Below are 18,414 nucleotides of genomic sequence, written 5' to 3' on the forward strand. Positions count from 1 at the left end.
TTCTGGATCAGGATTGTTTTATTTCTAACTTGACTCCTTCATGAGATTTTTGCCTCCATTCTTTACGTTGGATTATTTTCTCCTCTGCATGAGTTCATTTTTGTTTTTTTCAAGTTTCAATATGATCATCCCGGAGCTCCCCTCCTACCTGAGTTCTTTGGGCGGTGAAGATTACAAGGGTTTGATCATTGCCTTATTTACACTTTCAGCGGGACTTTCACGTCCATTTAGCGGTAAGTTGGCAGATAAAATAGGCCGAATTCCCGTAATGGTTTTTGGAGCTGTAGTCTGCATCATCGCAAGCTTGGCTTATCCCATTGTCACCTCAGTAGCGGGTTTTCTTTTCTTACGGTTTATGCATGGATTCTCCACAGGATTCACCCCTACAGGGACATCTGCATACGTGGCAGACATTGTCCCATTCAACAGACGTGGGGAAGCCATGGGCATCCAATCGTTGTTTGGGTCGTTGGGAATGGCTGCGGGACCCGCGACTGGAGGCTATATTGGGTCTATTTGGGGGATTCAGCCTTTATTTTACACTTCTGCATTTACGGCTATTCTTTCCATTTTGATCTTGATCAGGCTAAAAGAGACTGTGGCCAAACCGGAAAAATTCCATCCGAAGTTATTGAAATTGAAACGGGATGAATTGATAGAAAAAAGGGTTTTGGCCCCTTCCCTTGTATTATTTTTGACTGTATTTTCATTTGGAGCGGTACTGACAATTATTCCAGACTTTTCTGAACATTTGGGAATCCTTAATAAAGGGCTTTTTTTCGCGGTTTTCACGCTTTCTTCTTTGGGTATAAGAATTATCGCAGGCAGGGCTTCCGACAAATATGGAAGAATTCCTGTGATGCTTGTTGCCTGCCTTTCTATGGGAATAGCGATGTTTCTGATCGGGTTTGCTGAATCAAAAGCCATGTTTCTTTTTGGAGGAGTAATTTTCGGTTGCTCTGTTGGCATGAATTCCCCTACCATTTCAGCATGGACGATTGATCTTTCTTTAGATAAGTTTAGAGGAAGGGCATTGGCTACCATGTACATTGCCATGGAATCAGGGATCGGTGTGGGTGCTTTGGTTTCCGGCTATGTTTATGCCAACAAATCGGCTAATTTTCCTTTGGTTTTTTCGATTGCAGGAATATTTTCATTGACAGCTTTTGGCATTTTGCTTTTTTTGAGAAACAACCAAAAAGACAGGTTAAAAATGGATAACCAGTAATATTATAATACTAAATTTAAATAGTGCCATATTTTAAAAAATGTTATAAAAAAATTTAATTTATTGGTTAAATGTAAATTATAAAAATTTTTTAACAATTTAATTTCTAATTAAAGCATTTTATTCTGTTTTTATAGATTATTTTTAAAATCGATAATAAACCGAATTTCTGAATGTTAGTCTGGAATACAAAGTTTTCTGTCTTTTACATTTCCACAGCCATACTTGCAATTACTTTTCTTTTATTGGATATAAAAGCCGGTTTCTATTTATTCAATCTCATGACGGTTCCAATACTTGTTTTGGGGCTATTACTTAAGTTTAAAAAGAATCCTCATCCTTTGATGTCTTTGATGATAGTGGCATCCATATTTTCCTTTGCGGGAGATTTGTTGATGTTATTGGAAATTGAGGAAAGTATGTTCAAAACTATTGGTATCTGTACATTTATTGTAGCACAAACCTGCTATGGCTTATTGTATTATTTTTCCACCCAATTTACTGAACAAAACATAAAGCCATCCCTTGTCAAGAGATGGCCTGAATTAATCGCCTTGATTGTTTTGGGTATTTATGCCTCCGTTGTATTGGAGTATACCAATGAGTTTTTTCTTCCGGGATTACTCTATTCATTCTTTGGTGTTTCCACCTTTATATTGGCTTTGAACAGGAGGTTTTTTGTCAGCCAACGCAGTTTCATTTTGGTATTTATTGGCGCTTTCTTATTTATTTTAAGTGCCTCGCTTACAGGATTTGACATGTATGCAACCAATAAAATCAGTTACGCAGTAGCCATACTCCTATATGCAGGAGGCCATTATTTCTGCAGTTTTGGTATTCTCAGCCAAATCGAAGAAATAATCCACAAGGAGGTCCCGGAAAAATCAATTTTCGAATGACATTACGGATTGTGTAAAAATCCGTTTTTCCTTGGAACAGGCATGATTTCAACCTGCCTGCCATTTAAGTAAGTGACTTTTTTCCCATCAAAAAAAGCTCCTTCCTCTAATTGAACCCTTAACTCCTTGTTCCACTCTTTCAGGAATACCACCGCGTTCAGTTCAATCGCATATATGGTATTGGGATACATGGGATAATCACCGGCTCCGGGTGTATCTCCCTGATTGTCCCACATGCCGATAGTCGGACCGGATGCATGGCCGTGCATGCCAAGAGGATGCGAATAAATACTGCCTTTTATCCCTTCTGCATCCATCCCTTTTCTTGTTTCTCTAAGAATTTGATTTCCTGTACGCCCGGTTACAAAATTAGAAGTAAGTATATCTTGAAGCCTATTGCCGACTTTCATGGCATCTTTGAGGTATTGAGGAACCTCGTTTTCCCCAAGTTTGAGAACATAAGCTAGCTGTTGGGTATCCGTATTCAATCTCAGGTATGAAATACCAAAGTCGATATGAAGCATATCTCCGGGCATGATTACTTCGGAATCTGCTTTGACAGCAAATGACCTCAATTGACCCTGTGATGAAGGATCCGCCCTTTGGATATCGACAGAGGGATGAAACCAAGTGTCTAACTTCAGTTCCTTGATTCTTTCTCTATACCACCATACCACATCATCAGTCGTGGTGACGCCGGGTGTGATTACCTCTTCAGAAAGTCCATCGGCGATGATGTCATTGGCGATTGTTTGAAGATGCCGGTAAGTTGCCATTTCTGAAGGCGTTCTTGTTTCAAGCCATCCAACAGCGAGATTTTGGGCTGAAGTAATTTTATTCTGAAAATTTTCCGGCAAGTAAGATTTTAGAGTATTGTATTCTGTGACGTTTAGGCCATCTGCATGACCAAAATCCTTGGCAATGTTCAAGCCGATTTTCTTAGGATTTTTTTCGACGATCAATTCAGACAAACGCTTCCATTGATCCGGTTGGGTATCAGGATCCCAAGCTTTTTTGAATGATTTTCCGACATCATACCTCGCCACAGCGTATGTCTCGACAGTGGCCGATCCGGGGGCTTTGTACAGGACCAACATGGTTCTTCTTCTTGCGGCATGCCAAGTGGCAGGCAAAAATGTCTTGATCACAGGGTCTTCATTGTACTCTCTCGATATAATCACCCACATATCTATCTCGGTCCTGTCCATCAGCGTGGGCAAAAGTGTTTGAATCCGCTCTTCCAGCCATGCATCGATGACAGTGGCCTGCTCTCTCTGACTCAAAATATGGGGGATTTGTGCGGGAAGGATCTGACTTAATCCTATGAACAAAGCAATTGATAACAAGAATTTTTTCATGGTGATTTCCAAATTTAATTTCGGAAAATAGGAAGAAAACTCAATATTAAAAAGACAAACTATGCCATTGAAATATTGGCTTCTTGCTTGACCAATAACCTTTGGCTGATTTTATGAAAACGGTAGAGCAACATGATACCGGTAACGGTCAGGCCGATCAAAAGTCCAACCCATATTCCAATTTCCTGCAACCCATATGAAAAAGCCAATATATAGCCCAAAGGCAACCCAATCACCCAATAAGCTACCAAGGTCACGATGGTGGGAATTTTCACGTCTGACATTCCCCTGAGAGCACCTAGACCCACCACCTGAATGCCATCTGACAATTGGAAAAAGCCCGCAATGATCAATAGCGTTGCACTCATTTGAATCACAGACACATCATTGATGTAAAGTGAAGGCAAAAATTCTCTAAAAACGATAAAAATGACAGCAGCCACACTCATAAAAATAGCCACCATAATAAATACTGTAAATCCGGCTTCTCTCAGCGTTCTGATGTCATTTCGCCCCAATTGATTACCCACCCTAATCATCGCTGCTGTCGAAAGCCCTGAGGCCATCATATAGCTGACGGAGGCAAGGTTAATGGCTATCTGATGGGCAGCGAGTGCAGTCACCCCTATCCATCCCATCATGATCGCTGCTGCGCTGAATGCCCCCACCTCAAAAATAAACTGAAAACCAGTCGGAACTCCTATTTTTATCAATTTGGACAACATCGGGAAACTCAGTTTTGTCATTCTCAAACTGAGGTTATATGGCTTATAACGCTTTGAATTCCAAACATAATAGGCCATCATCAATCCCATAAAAATCCTCGAAATCAAGGTAGCCCACCCTGCACCGTTCAAGCCAAGCGCAGGAAAACCAAGATTCCCATATATCATGACCCAATTCAAAAAGACATTGATTCCATTGCAGAAAATGGTAATGTACATGGCTTGTTTGGTTTGGGAAAGTCCTTCTGCAAATTGCTTGAAAGTCTGAAAAAACATGAATGGAAGCAAAGAAAACGTGATGATAGCCAGATATGGAATGGCCAAAGTGACTACTTCTTCCGGTTGGTTGAGATTCTTTAGAAAAGGAGATGCCATCACAATCAGAAAAAACATCAAAATCCCTCCGGCCATATTGATAATAAAACCATGGTTGAACAACCGGGAAATCCGTTTGCCTTTGTGATTTCCATCTGCCATAGCCACCAACGGAGTCATGGCCATAGACACTCCAATCCCAAACATCAAAACCACAAAGAAGATACTGTTGGCCAAAGAGGCCGCAGCAAGAGGTACAGCCCCAAGCCTTCCAACCATCATACTGTCTGCCACCCCTACCAAAACCTGCCCCAACTGACTCAGCATGACCGGATAGGCGAGGTAGAAAGTTGTTGAAAAATTTTCCTTGAAATTGGGAAGAGTCATTTTGAGAAAATAAAATCGTCAGATATTGAGCATTCTAGCCACTTTCAATAAGCCAGCAATGGAAATGGCATCCGTAATTTCTCCATTCATTACCTTTTGGATGGCCTCTTTAAGTGGGAGTTTGATGACTTGAAGCTGTTCAGTTTCCTCAAATTCAGTTTCACCCTCGGTAAGTTCCTCTGCAAGGAATATAAATCCTTCCTCATCCGTCACAGAATTGGAAGTATGCAGCCTCATAATTTTTGTCCACTTTTTGGCTGAAAGGCCGGTTTCTTCCTTCAGTTCTCTTTTAGCAGAATCCAGAAGATCCAACTCTAAAGGTCCGCCACCCATTGGGATTTCCCAAGAATATTCATTTAAAGTGTACCGAAATTGCCCGACAAGCCATGTATTCAGATCTTCATCAACAGGGACAATGGCCAAGGCTTTGTTTTTGAAAATGACTTTTCCATAAATCCCGTCTTTTCCTGAAGGGATTACCACTTCATGTTCCTCTAGTTTGATCCAGGGATTTTGATAAATTGTAGTTTTGGATTTGGTTTTCCAAGGATTTTCCATGTATTGGTAAAAATAAAAAAAGGGTGACTTTCGGCCACCCTTGTGATTTATATCTTATAAATTTTAAGCAGGGATCGGCAATACTTTACTGTCCTTAAAAGTAGAAAGAATCACCATGGATTGCATCGAATCCACTTCTTTAATTTCGCTGACTTTTTCCAGCATCAGTTTTTGGTAGGCAGTGATGTCTTTTGCAATGATTTTAAGGATAAAGTCACCTGTACCAGTGATGTGGTGACATTCGATCACTTCTTGGATTTCATTGATCTCTTTCATAAAAGCATCAATATTTCCTTTATTGTGACCTATCAGACTGACCAACACAAATGTGCTGACACCCAATCCGATTTTTTCAGGATCCAATTTGGCATGGTAGCTTTTGATGATTCCCGATTGTTCCAATTTCTTCACTCTTTCCAAAGTCGGGGCAGGAGAAAGTCCGATGTCTTTTGAAAGTTGGGCATTGGTTATTTTGGCGTTGGCCTGAAGTATCTCCAGTATCTTACGGTCTATTTTGTCGAATTTCACTTTAATGCTATTATCCATGATTCTTGAATTTTCAAAATTTTATGTCGTACAAAGTTAATATAATTTGATATTGTTTTAAAACAATTGATTACAAAATAAAACCCTGTTTGCAAAATATTGTTTACCAATAAGCAACTTTTCAGAATATTTGCATTGAATTGTTTTCAACTTATCGAAGTTAATCAAATTATCTCCTGAATTTGATATAACTCATACGGGAAAAGGATATTAAAGTTTATTCTTTTTGATATAATCTCTTGCTTCCTTGTGTGCGGGGTGATTTCGCTTAGCATATTTCTTCACTTGATTGAAATAACTCTTTGCCAAGGGCTTATTTTTTTCTTGATTTGCCATCTTTCCCAAGGCAATCAAAGTGTACAGGTAGTACCCGCTTTCCTGACTTTCGGATTCTTCCCCATAGGAAAGTGTCTTTAGGTAATACTTTTTGGCCTCCTTTTGATCTCCTATCCGGTCATAATACTGGGCAATATAAAAAGCCGCGTACCTTCCGCTATTGGATTCATAACCTGTCCATTTATCATCGATTCTTTGGAGAATCTGTTCAGACATTTCTTTTGCCTCGGTAATTCTCCCCACAGTATATAAATGTCGGGCGTAGGAGCGGTGGAAATATGGATTATTTGGAAATTTACTGTGCAGATAATCTGTGATAGCCAATGCTTTATAAGGTTGTTTTTCTTCAGAAGCATAAAGCCTGAAAAGAAAATATTGTGCTTCAATTCTGGCATAAAAGGCGTTTTGGGCGACATCTTCCAATTGTTTTAGGCCAAGGGCTTTATTTCCTTTGGGAAACATTGCAACCACAGGCTTAAGCAAAGGGTAATTTTCCGGAATCCATACAGAGAAGTAATTGAACAAGGCATCTCCCAACAGCAATTCAGGACCTAACTCTTCTTCTCCCCTGCTAAGATTTAAATATTTGAGTGCATTTTTCCCTGCAAAAGTTGCTCTTGTCCAGCTTTTTCTCTCACTGTACAACCTTCCCTGAAAACCATAAGCACCTGCCAAAAAGAAAGCAGCTTCTTTGTTCTTAGGGTCATTATCCAGCATTTCTTCTGCTTTGTCTATGACGACATCCATCTGATCGATAAAAAGGTCATCGTATTTGTCGTTTTCAACATCAGGGGCAATTTTCCACCATGTACTCAATCCAATCAAGAAATAGGGTAAGGGATGCTCAGGATATTGGTATTGCATCACCCTAAACCCGCGCTCCGCAGTCTCAAAATCAAAATTATACAGGGCATTAACATTCTCTGTGATTCTAAACTGCAGGCCCTTGTCCAATAACAAATAGGGAGATTCACTCTTGCCTACTTGGTCCAAAGGACGGTCTTGTGCAATAGAAACGCTTGCAAAAAACATCAAAATCAATATCACTGAAAAACTTCCTTTTCGCATTCTTATTCTAAATTTTCTCCAAAATTATATGCTATTCCAAACAATCATTTAGATTTGGCTATAATTATTTCAGATTATGTCACAGACGTCCAGTCCTATCTCACAACGCATCGAAGCCAATTTAGATTTCGATAAAAGACTGTTTTTTTTGATTTTGGTTATTTTGTTTCTTTTAGTAAGGTATGTGACCAACGACCTGATCCTACAGTCCATCCCGGGATATGATAAATTGGAGTCCGAAGGTTCATTCATGATATTCCATATTTTCAATGCGCTGAATTACATTTGGACACCTTTTGCCCTGCTGTGGAAATTTACCACAACCGCTTTTGTGATTTGGTTGGGCGCATTTGCTTTTGGCTATAAGGCGCCATTTGTTCGTCTGTGGCAATTTGTCTTGGTAGTAGAATTTATTTTCATCATTCCGGAATTGATCAAAATGTTGGTGTATATCAAACCATCTGATTCGGTGACTTACGAAGAAATCAGGGATTATTACCCGCTTTCTTTATTCTCCATGGTCAATCCGGAAAGTGTTGCCGCCAAATATCACTACCCATTAAGGGCTATCAATCTGTTTGAATTGATTTACGTGGTGTTTTTGATTTTTGGATTCCATACGGTCAGCCGCCGGACACTTACTGAATCAACTTTTGTGGTCCTTTTCAGTTACGTGTTGATGTTTTTGTTATGGTTGTTGTTTTACACTTTGGTGTACAAATAATTTATTCGACAAAATCCAGCATCTGATTATTGACACTTTTTAAGGTTTGCATCTTCCGTCAGGGATATAAACTTGATTACCTTTGCTGTTACTAATTCCTTGAATTCAAAAATCAAAAAATATGAATCCATTATTGGAAAAATTCAATACCCCATTTGAAACTGCCCCATTTGACTTAATCAAGCCTGAACATTATTTACCTGCCATTCAGGAAGCCATAAAAAAAGCAAAAGAGGAAATTCAGGAAATAAAAAATAGCCCGATTCCTACTTTTGAAAACACAATAGTTGCATTGGACCAATCCGGGGAAAAACTGAATGTCATTTCTTCCATATTTTTCAACCTCAACAGTGCCGAGACCAATGATCAAATCCAGGCTTTGGCAAGGGAAATCTCTCCACTTCTGACTGCACACAGCAATGACGTTTTGTTGGATGAAGCGCTTTTTGCCAATATCCAATTTGTCTACGAACAAAAAGAGAAACTTAACCTGACGGAAGAACAGAAAACCCTTCTGGAAAAGACCTACAAAAGCTTTGTTCGAAACGGAGCCAAACTTGACGAAAACCAGAAGATAAGACTACGAGAAATTGACCGTGAGCTATCGCAATTGGGATTGAAATTTGGTGAAAATGTTTTGGCTGAAACAAATAAATATGAATTGGTCGTTTCTGAAGAGTCAGACCTTGCAGGATTGCCGGACGCTGTCAGAGAAGCTGCATTGCAATCTGCTGAGGAAAAAGGAAAGCCGGGAAATTGGGTCTTTACACTAGCCTATCCCAGCTACATCCCATTTATGATGTATTCCGAAAATAGGGCGTTGAGAAGAGAATTGTTCATTGCCTCAAGTACAAAATCCTGCAAGGGAGACGAATTGGACAACCAACAGCATATTAAAGATATGCTTCGACTCAAAAATGAAAGGGCAAATCTGCTTGGATATAACCGATTTTCGGATTTCGTATTGGAAGAAAGAATGGCTAAAAGTGCTCCAAAAGTGATGGATTTTCTTCACAACCTCCTGGAAATGGCCAAACCGAAAGCACTTGCAGAAGTCATAGAACTTGAAAAGTTTGCAATGGAACTTGATGGTCTGGAGAAAATTGAAAAATGGGATTTCGCATTCTATTCCGAAAAACTCAAGAACCAAAAATATGAGGTCAGCGATGAGTTACTTCGACCTTACTTCAAACTTGAAAATGTAATTGAAGGGGTATTTCTCACTGCCGAAAAATTATTTGGGATCCATTTCGTAGAAAACCAAAACATCCCAAAATACCATCCTGAGGTGACCACCTATGAAGTCATTGACACCGAAGGCAATCATGTGGCGGTATTTTACGCTGATTTTTTTCCAAGGGCAGGAAAAAGAAACGGTGCGTGGATGACAAGTTTCAGGGGACAAAAAACAGTGAAAGGAAAAGAATCTAGACCACATGTTTCGATAGTCTGCAATTTTACCAAACCTACCAAAACCAAGCCTTCCCTTTTGACATTTAATGAAGTAACTACCCTTTTCCATGAATTTGGACATGCGTTACACGGCATGCTGGCAAAGGGCAATTATGAATCGCTGACAGGCACGAGTGTTTATTGGGACTTTGTAGAACTTCCCTCGCAGATTTTTGAAAATTGGAGTTATGAGAAAGAATGTTTGGATCTTTTTGCAAAGCATTATGAAACAGAGGAAATTATCCCTTCTGAATTGATCCAAAAGATAAAAAATGCCGCTAATTTCCAGCAAGGTTATCAGACTGTGAGGCAAATCAGTTTTGGCCTCCTTGACATGGCTTACCATGGAACTGATCCGTCTAGTATATTGGATATTTTTTCATTCGAAAAAGAAATCCTAAAACCAACTTCCCTGCTTCCTGATGTGAATGGAACGCTGATGAGTACGTCCTTTTCCCACATTTTCCAAGGTGGCTATGCGGCAGGATATTACAGTTATAAGTGGGCAGAGGTTTTGGATGCTGATGCCTTTGAAATGTTTCTCGAAAAAGGAATTTTCGATAGAGAAACAGCCACATCATTTAAAGAAAATATCTTGTCAGCAGGAGGAAAAGAGCATCCTACAGTACTTTACAAAAGGTTTAGAGGAAGAGATCCAAAACCTGATGCTTTGCTCAAAAGAGCAGGATTGGTTTAAAATAAAGCCAGCCTTCAAATTAAATTGAAGGCTGGCTTTCACTTTTCGATTAACTGTTTCTTTGCATTAAATTAACTGTTGCTTTTAATCGGAATATCAAAAGGTTTTGAACCTCACTTGGTAACATTAAAATCAAGAGGAACCACTTTGTCGCCAACTAGCGCTTCATATTTCAGACCTCCCAATCTTTCGTCAAACTCTTTTTTTGCTTCTTGGATGATCAGAGGATTTAAGATCAAATCCTTTCCTGTCAAGGCCATGGTTTTTGCTGCAAGCATCATTCCTTTAAATCCGATGCTCATTCCATCGGCAGCAACTGCCTGCCAGGTATGTGCGGCAGTTCCAGGCACCCAAGTAGCTGTTCCCAAACCTACGGTTGGAACTACATAACTTACATCACCGACATCAGTGGATGCAGGAAAGAAATTCAGGGCATAAGGCTGGACTTTTTTTGCGACATCCAAAGAAGGTACTTTGGGGGAATTAAAGGTTTTTTGGATTTCTGTGGCCCATTTGATTTCCTCTTCGTCATACTCCACTCCTCCAAGGGAACTCAGGTTTTTATGCATTTGCTTTGCCAAAGTTTCATTTGGCAGTAAGCCATATAATCCTGACGCCAATTCAATTTCTACCCTTGTACCTGTTCCCATGGCAGCACCTTCGGCAGCTTTTCCGATTCGGGCCCACATGTCTTTCAATTCTGTAATATCAGGATGGCGGATCATATACCTCACTTCCGCAAAATCAGGAACGACATTTGGTGCTAAGCCTCCACTCGAAATAATATAATGTATTCTACTTTCCTGATCCACGTGTTCACGCATCATGTTTACCATCATATTCATTGCCTCTACAGCATCTAAGGCTGATCTTCCTCTTTGTGGCGAAGCGGCGGCGTGGGCTGTCTCTCCATAAAACCTGAATCTGCCACCGATTACTGCATTACAGGTGGAAGCATTGGCAGCATTTCGGTCCGAAGGGTGCCAGTTGATGACTGCATCCACTCCATTGAATATTCCATCACGGGCCATGTACACTTTCCCTCCACCACTTTCTTCTGCCGGTGTACCAAAGATTTTAATGGTTGCCTTGATATTGTTGGCGTCAATCCACTCCTTCAAAGCTACGCCTGATGCGACCACAGCTGTGCCAAAAAGATTGTGTCCACATCCATGGCCATTACCACCCTCCACGATTACCGACCTGTAGGGAACCGCATCTTGGGACAAACCCGGTAAGGCATCATATTCCGCAAGAAAACCGATGACCGGACCTCCTTTATCATAGGTGGCCACAAATGCAGTAGGCATTCCGGCTACACCCACCTCCACATTAAATCCCGAAGCTTTCAATTCATCGATCAATACTTTGGAGCTAGTGACTTCTAAAAACCCCAATTCAGGATTTTCCCATATCTCCCGTGCGGCTTTTGAAAACCTTTCGGTATTGGCATCCAATTGCTTGACAATAAATGCCTCATGGGATGGCTCTTGGGCCATAGTCGGCAACCAAATCAGCACCCCTAATAATCCAAGTAATATTCTCTTCATGGCGATAAATTATAAATGAAATTTTTTGAAAGTAAGTGTTCTTAAAATTAAGTATCGCGGGATTAAAACAAAACAGAAAAGTGACAAAAAAGAAAATAAAAAAAGGATATGTTTGTACATATCCCTTTTTAAACTCCTTAATCCATTTGAAAAGCAATTGCTGTTGATGTAGGTACAGCTTAAAACCTTAATATCTTGTTAGATTATGATTAGAACTCCAACAAGAATTAACCATACTACGGAAGTAACCGCTAACAGTACCCGAAATTGTTTGTCCTCGTTCATAGCTTTTTTTTTGTTGAATATACTAAGATAATTGTATTCTTGAAAAAAGGGATAAAATATTTTAATTTTTTTTAAGTTATGAAATATTATTGCTCAATAAACTCATGATAATGCTTTTGATTTTTTGACATATTCAAAGATGTCCATTCTATTTTGGTGTCTTTGGGATATTGCCGAACAACACAGTCTTTCATTTGACAATAATGGCAACATTTTTCCGGAATACAAGGATCTGCATGTACAAAAACTTCCATAATACCGGGCCAGGCATCTTCTAAGGCATGTTCCAACTCTTCCACCTCATTATGGACTTGTTTCAAATCAAAGAAATAAGGCAATGTCAAATGAAGGTCTATATGCCTGTCTCCGCCGTATTGCTGCACCCTCATATTATGGATATCAATCCAACTTGGCTTCCGGTTTTGGTTGATGGTTTTCACGGTCGAATCAATCGCAGTCGGGTCCAATTCATCCATCAATCCTGCTACAGATTTTCTCACCAAACCATATCCCGAATAAAGAATGTAGAAAGAAAATAGTACGGCAATGATGGAATCAAGGAATTGGTATCCTGTAACCAAAATGACAACCACACCCAAGATCAATAGAAAACTGGACAAAGCATCGGTAATCAAATGCTTCCCGCTTGCCTCCAAAGTGATGCTGTTGAGTGATTTGCCCCTTCTTTGTAGCATGATTCCCAAAATGCCGTTAACCGTTCCGGAAACGGTAATCAATACAATACCTGCAAATAAATTTTCGAGTGTATGAGGGAAGAAAAAACTATAAACTGACTGATAAACGATAAACAAACCTGCAAGAATAATCAGGGTACCTTCCACTCCGGCACTAAAAAATTCTATTTTACCGTGACCATAAGGATGATTTTCATCTCTTGGCTTTGAACTCAAATAAATACTATAAGTGGCAAAACCTGCTGCCACAACATTGACTATGCTTTCAAGCGCATCGGTAAGGATAGCAGTAGAATTGGTAATATAATAGGAATAGAACTTGACTACCAACAAAACAAAACTGACAATAAAGGAGACTCTTATCCAAATCGACTTTTCTCTTTCCACTTCAATATTTTTGAACTGTTAAAAATAGAATTAAATTTAATGAGTTTTGATAATCACTGTTTTTATTAATCTCTTTAGATGGAATAAGTGAAGCTAACAACCAAACCCAATTCTGCTTAACCTTCTTTTAAACCTTTTTATGAGCCAAAGTAACATTAATTTACCCCCCTACCTGAAAGCACTTGCTGTTTTGTCATTGATCATCCTGATCGTTTTTATTTTGATAGTTGGGCGTAGTCTTTTAGTCCCTTTGTTTTTGGCAGGTTTGATTTCAATACTATTGACCCCGATGTCAGATTTCTTGGAAAGAAAAAAGCTGTCGCGCATTTGGAGTACGGTGATATCACTTTTTTCAGGCCTGTTTCTCATTTTGGGGTTGATTGCCTTCATTGTTTTTCAGGTTGCTTCATTTGGAAGGGATCTCGGAAATGTAAAAGAAAAGCTCAACATCTACTTAATTCAGATCGATGGTTTTATTATGACCAATTTCCAGATAGAGACCGGTATAGGGAATGGAATCGACAAACATTATCTGATCGATTGGATCCAATCCCATGGATCAACATTGGCTGAATTTGTTTTTGGCACCATCGGATCCTTGTCCATGGTCCTTTTGTTGCCTGTTTTCATTTTCTTCTTTCTACTTTACCGCAACCACCTGACCGTATTCCTTTCGATGCTTTTTCCAAGACATAATAAGGAAAAAGTGATCGAAGAAATCCTGATCCTCCGAAAAGTTGTACAAAATTATATAGTGGGAGTCCTCAAGGTAATGGTAATATTGGCCATTTTAAATACCGCTGTATTGTTGGGATTAGGGATCAAACACGCTATATTTTTCGGCGTTTTTGCCGCAGTATTAAATATAGTGCCATATTTAGGTCCTTTGATAGCCCTTCTCTTACCGGTTGTCTTTGCCTTTTTGACCAAAGACGGACTGTTTTACCCTATTGCAATTATCGTTTCTTTTCAATTGATACAAATGATAGAAGCGAATTTTCTAACACCAAAAATTGTCGGCGGCAACGTAAACCTGAACGCTTTTGCCACAATCATTGGATTGTTGGTAGGTGCATCTATTTGGGGCGTGGTCGGAATGATCCTGATTATCCCTGCCTTGGCGGTTTTAAGAAAAATATTTGAACTTACAGATGCCACAAAGCCTTATGCATTATTATTGGGCGAAGAAAAAAATGACGTTGGTTTCCTTAATGAACAATCTTAAATTATCAGTAATATTCCTTTTTGGGGTTCTGGTTTTATTTTCCTGTGACAATACCGAAACCAAAAAAGGCCGGTTTTTACTCAAAGGAAATGAAAAGCTTAAAGAAAATGATCCCGAGGCTGCGATTGAATTTTATTCAGAAGCACTTTTGGTAGATCCTCATTATAAAGATGCGCTTTATAACAGGGGTTTGGTATACCAGCAGCTCAACAGATTGGAAGAGGCGATTTCAGATTTTTCGTCAGTCCTGAATGCAAATCCTGCCGACTCTTTGGCCCTGTTTCAAAGAGGTGTAGGATACATGGATAACGGAGAATATTATAAGGCTCTTGAAGACAGCAAGAAACTATTATCTACCCTGCCCAAAAGCTGGAAAAGTCATTTTTTGACCGGATTAATTTTGGAAAAAATGAAAAATTACCCTGAAGCGCTTGAAGCATTTGACAATTCTTTGGACCTGCAACCCGATAATCCTGAAGTTTTGATCAATAAAGCCACACTCCATTATTATTTGAAAGAATTTGACCAATCTGAGATATCAATTGATATAGCCCAAAAACTTAACCCTTCTGAACCAAACATCTATAACCTCCGTGCAATGCTTGCTTTTGAATCAAAAGATTATGCCAAAGCAATGGAGTGGATTGAAAAATCTATAGAACTCAATCCAAAAGAGGCATTTTATTACAATAACAGGGGTTTGTACCAGATTTACCTAGGTGAATATGAAAAAGGTCTGGAAGACATCAATTACAGCCTGAAGCAAAACCCAAAGAACCTTTATGCCATCAGAAACAAAGGGATTTACTATTTCTACAAAGGTCAAAAAGAGTTGGCTTTAACTTACTTTAAGGAGGTATTTCAAAAAGATCCTGACCTGGAATTGGTCAAAGATTATATCGAAAAATGCAATCAAAAGTGATTCAAAGCTTCTTTTATTTTTTTCAATAATTCAGAAGCATCAATAGGTTTTGAAACATAACCTGTAAAGCCACTCTGGTCGATTTTTTCTATCAAATCCTGCTTTGCTGCGGCAGATAATGCCAAAACCGGGACATTTGAGATTGATTTAATGAGTTTTGTAGCCTCAAAACCGTCCATGACAGGCATTTGGATATCCATTAAAACACAATCATACTTTTCATTTTTGACAGCATCAACAGCTTCTTTGCCGTTGTTTACCCTATCATAGTCAATGCCCCACTTTTTGATGATTTTTCCAAGAACAAGTGCATTTACATCGTTGTCCTCAGCCATCAACAATTTTATTTTATCGAAAGGCAACATGGCCGCATTTTCCTTTTGGGGCACCGGGACAAAGAGTTTTTTGGTTTTTTCGAAAACAATTTCAAAAAAGAAGGTAGAACCCATTCCCAATTCTGACTCAAGGCCGATCTGACTGTTCATCTGTTCAAGCAACCTCTTGGTAATGGAAAGACCCAATCCGGTTCCTCCATATTTTTTGCTGAAAGAATGGTGAATCTGATCAAATTGGTTGAATATCCGCGATTGGTGTTCTTTTGCTATGCCAATGCCGCTATCCTTAACCGAAAAATATACCCTGATTTTTTCATCCAAGAACTCACTTATCCTGACCTCAATCTCTACCTCTCCGTTGTTGGTAAACTTAAGGGCATTTGTAATCAGGTTATTCAAAATTTGGGCAAGTCTGACTTTATCGCCTTTTACCTCTTGATTTAATTCCTCCTGGATATTGAGGGTAAGTCTATTTCGACTGTCTTTGGCATGGAATTCCAAGCCTTTTACCACCTGATTGACAACTTCCTTCAAATTCATCGGGTTGTATTCCAAGGTAAGCTTGCCGGCTTCGATTTTTTGGTAATCCAATAAATCATTGATCATGATGATCAGGTTATCCACCGCAAAATTGATGGTATTCAAAGCAGATGCTTGCTGGGAAGTATGCTCGTCCTGGAGCAAGGTATAAACGGAACCGGAAATGGCATTGAGAGGGGTCCTCAATTCATGGCTGATCATGGATAAAAATTCAGATTTTATCTGACTTGCTCTTTCGGCCTGCTCTCGGGCATTTTTAAGGTTTTCTTCAAATCTCTTTTGATCCGTAATATCCGTGAGGTACCCATACCAAACCACATCCCCACTTTCCAATAATTCCGGTTTTGCTGCCCCATAAACCCACTTAAACTGTCCATTTGAAGGTTCTTTGACCCTGAATTGACAATTCCAAGGCCTCAATGTCCGAGCTGACGTCACTGTTGAAGTAAGGACTAAGGCAATATCTTCGGGATGAACTTTATTAATGGCAAGGCTGATGTCACTGAAATCCTTCAATTCACCCTCTTTGATTCCCAACAAGTCTTTTATTCCCGGACTTAAGTAGGAGAACTTCATTTCGCCTTCTTTGTCAAGAACAAATTGATAAAGAGCACCTGGAACCTGTTCGGTCAGATGGAGTAAGAAGTCGGAGGAATCCTGAAGTGTTTGCTCAAGATTGACACGCTCTGAAATATCTCTTGCAAAAGAAACAATGTATTTATTCTGATTACTTTCTACCAAACTGCAATTCACTTCCATGTGAATCCCCGATTTATCCGGCTTGGAATATTGGGTTTTGTACATCAGGTTTTTATCCCTTGCCAATTGGCTGAGGAGGTTTTCCCAAGCACTGACTTCAACAAAGCGTGCGTCGAAATCCCCGATTTTATTTGTTTTGCCTGAACCCATTATAAGACCAAGTTTTTGATTGGCTTCTTGGTTTGCAAATATGATTGTACCCGAAATGTCTGAAATCAATATTGATTCCGGGGAGTGTTCAAACATTTCTTTATATAACCCCAACTCACTCAGAAGGTCATTTTCTTCTGAAATATCCCGGATAGTTCCAAAGACCTTTGAAACACCGTTATCTTTAAACTGGCTTTTCCCAATTATCCTTACCCATTTTTCATGTTGAAGTCTTGTTTTTATTTTAAGCCTGAGGTCAAAGTCTTTGCCTATAGCCATCAATTCGGTCATTGACTTCTGGATTATGGACCGAAAATCCGGTAAAAAATAATTGATCAATTGTTCTATGCTCAAAAAATCACTTTGCTCCAATTCAAGGATTGAAAAAAGACCTTCACTCAAAATCACCTTATTTTCAGGCATTGTGATTTCCCATAATCCGGATTTTGAAACGATTTCACCAAGTTTGGTAAGTTCAATTTTCCAGGCTAGACCATCTTTAGCAAGCCGCTGCGCTGTGGTATCTCTTCCAACAGCATAAAACACCCCATCCAAAAAATTAACATTCCATTCAATCCATTTGAAATCCCCATTTTTCGAAATCATTCTAGCCTCAAAATGGCCGAAGGACATCCCGCTTTTGAAATCCAACAATAATTGCTGAACCTTTGACAAATCCTCAGGATGAAAAAACTGACACAGCTCGACATTTGTCATCTCTTCCGGAGCGTATCCCAACACTTCTTTGGATGAATTACTGATCCAGGTAAGAAAATTTTCTTGACCGACACCCACTAGGTCATGAGTATTCTTGAAAAACTCTCCGGTCTCTTTTTTGGAAGGCATTCCAAGTGCCCTCATTTCTTTTCCCTTATAAAAAAGAAAATAATTTGAGCCGTTGTCCTGTGGCAACTCAATGTTAAAAACAAATTCGTGGTCGAGGTAACTGATAATCATCTCCTCACTGAAGATGTAGGAATTGATATCCAACCCCAAACCTACCAAGGTTTTGTCTTCTAATTTGTCTCCGATTATTTTATCGAAAGATTCATTTGTATAAAAAATATTATATGGATAGGTATCATCGGCCAAGAAAACCATCTCTGATGATTCATAAATAATCTTCTTGAATGTATTGTTAATACCTCTTTCCTTCATGGGAAACAATTCTCTGGGACTTAAATTAAAATCTCTTGTAATGGGTGCTAAGCCTGGTGTGAACTTATGCTGTAAACATACATTAAATTGTTTTTTGACACAAATAAATTGTAAT

At 39.2% G+C, this 18,414-nt stretch carries 14 protein-coding genes; 6 read left to right on the top strand and 8 right to left on the bottom strand.

Annotated elements, in window-relative coordinates:
- The first annotated feature begins 40 nt into the window (after positions 1-40).
- Positions 41-1,228, top strand: coding sequence for an MFS transporter (locus tag MMU05_RS15785; protein WP_241142647.1), 1,188 nt, complete (start codon positions 41-43; stop codon positions 1,226-1,228).
- 173 nt (positions 1,229-1,401) lie between these two features.
- On the top strand, positions 1,402-2,127 hold the full coding sequence (locus MMU05_RS15790; RefSeq protein WP_241142648.1) for a lysoplasmalogenase family protein: 726 nt from the start codon (positions 1,402-1,404) through the stop codon (positions 2,125-2,127).
- Positions 2,128-2,129: 2 nt separating this feature from the next.
- Here the strand turns inward: MMU05_RS15790 and MMU05_RS15795 are convergent, their stop codons facing one another.
- The 5 genes from MMU05_RS15795 to MMU05_RS15815 form a co-directional block, all read right to left on the bottom strand.
- Positions 2,130-3,485: a M24 family metallopeptidase gene (locus MMU05_RS15795; RefSeq protein WP_241142649.1), complete on the bottom strand. Its 1,356-nt coding sequence runs from the start codon at positions 3,483-3,485 to the stop codon at positions 2,130-2,132.
- A gap of 59 nt (positions 3,486-3,544) precedes the next feature.
- Positions 3,545-4,912 carry an MATE family efflux transporter gene (locus tag MMU05_RS15800; protein ID WP_241142650.1) on the bottom strand — a complete coding sequence of 456 codons (1,368 nt, stop codon included), beginning with the start codon at positions 4,910-4,912 and terminating at the stop codon, positions 3,545-3,547.
- A gap of 18 nt (positions 4,913-4,930) precedes the next feature.
- The gene (locus tag MMU05_RS15805) at positions 4,931-5,470 is read right to left on the bottom strand and encodes an NUDIX domain-containing protein (protein ID WP_241142651.1); all 540 of its coding nucleotides are present in this window, start codon (positions 5,468-5,470) and stop codon (positions 4,931-4,933) included.
- A gap of 63 nt (positions 5,471-5,533) precedes the next feature.
- The gene (locus tag MMU05_RS15810) at positions 5,534-6,016 is read right to left on the bottom strand and encodes an Lrp/AsnC family transcriptional regulator (RefSeq protein WP_113924451.1); all 483 of its coding nucleotides are present in this window, start codon (positions 6,014-6,016) and stop codon (positions 5,534-5,536) included.
- Positions 6,017-6,226: 210 nt separating this feature from the next.
- Positions 6,227-7,420: a tetratricopeptide repeat protein gene (locus MMU05_RS15815; RefSeq protein ID WP_241142652.1), complete on the bottom strand. Its 1,194-nt coding sequence runs from the start codon at positions 7,418-7,420 to the stop codon at positions 6,227-6,229.
- A 76-nt stretch (positions 7,421-7,496) separates the two neighbouring features.
- On the opposite strand from MMU05_RS15815, the gene MMU05_RS15820 reads away from it, so the two are divergent.
- Positions 7,497-8,144 carry a sulfate ABC transporter permease gene (locus MMU05_RS15820; protein ID WP_241142653.1) on the top strand — a complete coding sequence of 216 codons (648 nt, stop codon included), beginning with the start codon at positions 7,497-7,499 and terminating at the stop codon, positions 8,142-8,144.
- Positions 8,145-8,265: 121 nt separating this feature from the next.
- The gene (locus MMU05_RS15825; RefSeq protein ID WP_241142654.1) at positions 8,266-10,293 is read left to right on the top strand and encodes a M3 family metallopeptidase; all 2,028 of its coding nucleotides are present in this window, start codon (positions 8,266-8,268) and stop codon (positions 10,291-10,293) included.
- A gap of 113 nt (positions 10,294-10,406) precedes the next feature.
- On the opposite strand, the gene MMU05_RS15830 is transcribed toward MMU05_RS15825, so the two are convergent.
- Both MMU05_RS15830 and MMU05_RS15835 read right to left on the bottom strand, forming a co-directional pair.
- Entirely contained in the window at positions 10,407-11,843 is a 1,437-nt protein-coding gene (locus MMU05_RS15830; RefSeq protein WP_241142655.1) for an amidohydrolase, read from the bottom strand.
- 371 nt (positions 11,844-12,214) lie between these two features.
- A complete protein-coding gene (locus tag MMU05_RS15835; protein ID WP_241142656.1) occupies positions 12,215-13,210 on the bottom strand; it encodes a cation diffusion facilitator family transporter in 996 nt (331 codons plus the stop codon).
- A gap of 139 nt (positions 13,211-13,349) precedes the next feature.
- On the opposite strand from MMU05_RS15835, the gene MMU05_RS15840 reads away from it, so the two are divergent.
- Positions 13,350-14,435 carry an AI-2E family transporter gene (locus MMU05_RS15840; protein WP_241142657.1) on the top strand — a complete coding sequence of 362 codons (1,086 nt, stop codon included), beginning with the start codon at positions 13,350-13,352 and terminating at the stop codon, positions 14,433-14,435.
- Positions 14,422-15,357: a tetratricopeptide repeat protein gene (locus MMU05_RS15845; RefSeq protein WP_241142658.1), complete on the top strand. Its 936-nt coding sequence runs from the start codon at positions 14,422-14,424 to the stop codon at positions 15,355-15,357. Before MMU05_RS15840 ends, MMU05_RS15845 begins: the two co-directional genes overlap by 14 nt.
- Here the strand turns inward: MMU05_RS15845 and MMU05_RS15850 are convergent.
- Positions 15,348-18,299 (bottom strand): ATP-binding protein, encoded by a 2,952-nt coding sequence (locus tag MMU05_RS15850; RefSeq protein ID WP_241142659.1) that lies wholly within the window; start codon positions 18,297-18,299, stop codon positions 15,348-15,350. The genes MMU05_RS15845 and MMU05_RS15850 overlap by 10 nt on opposite strands.
- Between the last annotated feature and the right edge of the window lie 115 nt (positions 18,300-18,414).

The sequence above is a fragment of the Cognataquiflexum rubidum genome, assembly GCF_022538115.1.
In the GTDB taxonomy this organism is placed as follows: Bacteria; Bacteroidota; Bacteroidia; order Cytophagales; family Cyclobacteriaceae; genus Cognataquiflexum; species Cognataquiflexum rubidum.